Below are 3,305 nucleotides of genomic sequence, written 5' to 3'. Positions count from 1 at the left end.
AGCGGGATATGTTTAATGCCTGCTATATTACTGATAATCATTGGGTTCCAAAAATGGTACAAATAAAAATGTACCAAGATATTGTACCAAATTTGTCTGTTTCATACTGCTGAAAAACACCATCTTTCTTAGTCATTTTGGCACGGTGTTCAAATTTAACGAAAATTATCCGAAATTCTCCGTATTAAATATTATTTAACAGCTAACCAAGGCTTCTCTTGTAGGTAAAACGTCTCATACCTGATATTAGTTGAGGTATGGCGGTTTACGAGGATAGCCTTGTTTTAGATATTCTATGAGGACGAAGTTTGATTGGTTCAGCCTTCGACAAATAACAGATGTCGGCAAGGTATGCAGGTATTGATCTGAGTGTGAAATGTGGCTCAAAAAGTGGCGGTAATGGTGGCGGCAAAGGTGTCCGAAATTTCGGACACTTCGGAGAAAGGGCTGGTGATAAACCTTTCAGTAATCGAGGCTGATTTCAAGATAGCCTAATATAGTAAGATTCGTAACGTCTCGATGATACCAATACTTACCTGGCTGAGATTTTGTGTCATTATGATAATGGGACTGAAGCGTAAATCATAATTCTGCCATAGTCCCAAAACTTTAATATATAATCATAAAATATATAAATTGATTTTCAAAATAGTTTTTTTAAGTTTACAGCACGTAATATAAAATAAATACCAATAACTATGAATGGCAAGCTTAAAATTTGCCCCATATCTAAAATTAGATTATCTTCAAAAGAAACTTGCCGTTCTTTAATGAATTCTACAAAGAAACGGAAAGTAAAAATCATAAAGATACACAATCCGAAATAGAATCCAGATTTCACCTTAAGCCTGTTACGATGAGTATATATAAGCCAAATAACAGAAAAAAATGTGAAATAAGCAATAGATTCATATAGTTGGGCTGGATGTCTAATAACTGTATCTACTTGAATAAAGACTACACCCCATGGTAAATTTGTTTCAGTTCCGATTATTTCAGAATTCATAAAATTTGCAATTCTGATAAACCCAGCCGCCAATGGGGCGGCAATTGCGATCATATCTAAAATTTTCAAGAATCGCATTTTTGTTTTCTTACAGAAAAGAAACAACGAAAATATCAAACCAATAGTTCCTCCATGACTGGCTAATCCTGCGTAGCCTACAAATTTCCAGTCATTATTAGGTAAAAATTTAATTGGTAATATTGCTTCAAGCGGATGTGCTATGAAATATGAGGCATCATAGAAAAAACAATGTCCTAAACGGGCCCCTATAAAAATCCCTAAAAATGAATAGATAAACAATCGAGAAAAATCTTCTTCGGACAAATTATTGTCTTTGAAGATTTTCCCAACTACCATGGTTGCGCTAATTATAGCAATAACCCAAAAAAAACTATACCATCTTACAGGATATGAACCTAAATTAAAAATAACTGGGTCTGGATTCCAAGTAATAAATAAATCAAGCATCGTTTATGAATGTTTGAATGATATTGTTCTTATCTAGATATAAACAAATTACGCAATTCTAATTGGTTAATTTGTTTATTCATTTTGTCTGCTAATCTTAATGCTATATTAAAATTTGGTTTTGTTTGACAATATATGTCTTAACTCAAGAATGCTCATTAAAAAAACAATAAAGATTCTGCACTGAGATAGCGCTTTTTTTGCAAAGGTAGTACTTTTCCCGTGATAAAAGGTCAGTTCTATTGTAAATTCTTATATCGGACATCGGACTTTTACAAGAAATCATTCTCTGACTAAGGATAGAAAAAGCCCCTTTGCTATAATCCCTACACCCATAAGGACAAGTCCTATAGTTGGCTATTTGACAATCAATAAATTCGGTTGGGCTTTTCCATGGGTTAACAGAGAATATATTTAGCCACTCTGTGCTAATTTTATAATTGAAGAAAAAGAATAACAGTCTATCAGATAGGCAAATAAATTTTTCACGCCAATCTATTATAGCATCGCTATGAACCCTCAACATTTCTGTGTCACAAAAAATGGTCTTAACAAGTATCCATAGCGATATAGATAAGATGTAATTGTGAATATGCTTTTGCGCATATCCAATACCGTGACCATTAATCGAGGCGAAACTGCCTATATTGTTAAGAGTCATCCTTATCATATGATATACAACGATATTCTCTATTATATATTGCCCAATACGTTTTTATATAATCGCCTATTTTATGATAAGCGTTTAAAACTCAATGACATATCATACTCAAGGTTTTTTTGTTATGAATTGTTTATATCTATCATGATAGACACGCCTGTTGATTCTTTGATGAAATCTAATTCCTCACGGTTCTCACTGCCCATATAAAATTCAACGCCTAATCAGGCAATTTTATTGTTGCTGACTGACCAATAGCATTGTAGCATAACTTGAGAATACATCTCTGTATCTCTATGATATCCCATTCCACATGGCAGAAATTTGGAATAAGAAAGACATAGAAACCAATCGTTTAGTTATATTTTGAGTCTCGTCAGGGTTGGCGTTTTTCCGTGCGAAGTTACTGCGTCCGTGAGCCTCCGCAAATTTTCTCATGCCTCCAAAATTTGGGTATCCCGGTCTTGCCGCTGGCTTCACCCTTGCCTTATCCTCCCTTTCGGCCGCAGTGATTCACTTGCACGAAAAAACGCCAGCCCTGCCGGGAAAGCTCAAAAGAGCTTCACAAGAGGGGAAAAATTAACAAATCAGAAATTTCAAGACCATGCGAGTAAAAAGAATGACAATCGAAGAAGGGAAGCGGGTAGGTATAAGCCGATTCCCGAATTTCCATAAAACCGGGAGTGTACTGGGCATGAAGAAGCTCTATTATAGGCACGACTGCCTTTTGGTGCGTTGTTATGAGAATCTTTGCATAAGCGTTGTGGCGACTATATCTATAATGTGTCGCCAGAACCTCAAATCTATAATCAGGCAACTATCTAAATTCCAAACGATATGAACACAGACATTGATTTCATTAAGATTGCAGAGGGCGACAGAGCGTTTGTAAAGACCTTCGAGAACTTTGGCCGCAGCGTCGTGGAGCTACAAATGGAGTAATCGGCGACGTCAGCACAAGTTCGATCTCGTGGATATCAACTATGTATATATGCCGCGCAAACCAACCGAATTCGAAGACTATCTGAATAACATGTCGGCCCGAAATTCTTTATTGCGCGCCAGTTATGAAGATCAGCTCATCGTGCGTCTCGGCTACACGTATACTTATAACAGTGCGGGCAATATGACGATGCGGACATTGAGGCGAAATTCCTATTCCGTCCGCTT

1 protein-coding gene and 1 pseudogene are annotated in these 3,305 nt (G+C 36.3%); one reads left to right on the top strand and one right to left on the bottom strand.

All coding sequences use genetic code 11. From position 1 onward, the window contains the following. Positions 1–643: 643 nt before the first annotated feature. A complete protein-coding gene (gene lgt / locus BN102_RS10425; protein WP_021312010.1) occupies positions 644–1,474 on the bottom strand; it encodes a prolipoprotein diacylglyceryl transferase in 831 nt (276 codons plus the stop codon). 1,265 nt (positions 1,475–2,739) lie between these two features. Between lgt and BN102_RS11210 the strand changes: the two are divergent. Then, positions 2,740–2,960, top strand: a pseudogene (locus BN102_RS11210) (hypothetical protein). Positions 2,961–3,305 lie beyond the last annotated feature (345 nt).

Origin of the sequence: Phocaeicola abscessus CCUG 55929 (assembly GCF_000312445.1) — a bacterium.
GTDB lineage: Bacteria > Bacteroidota > Bacteroidia > Bacteroidales > Bacteroidaceae > Phocaeicola > Phocaeicola abscessus.
This window is presented reverse-complemented; position numbering and strand designations above follow the sequence as displayed.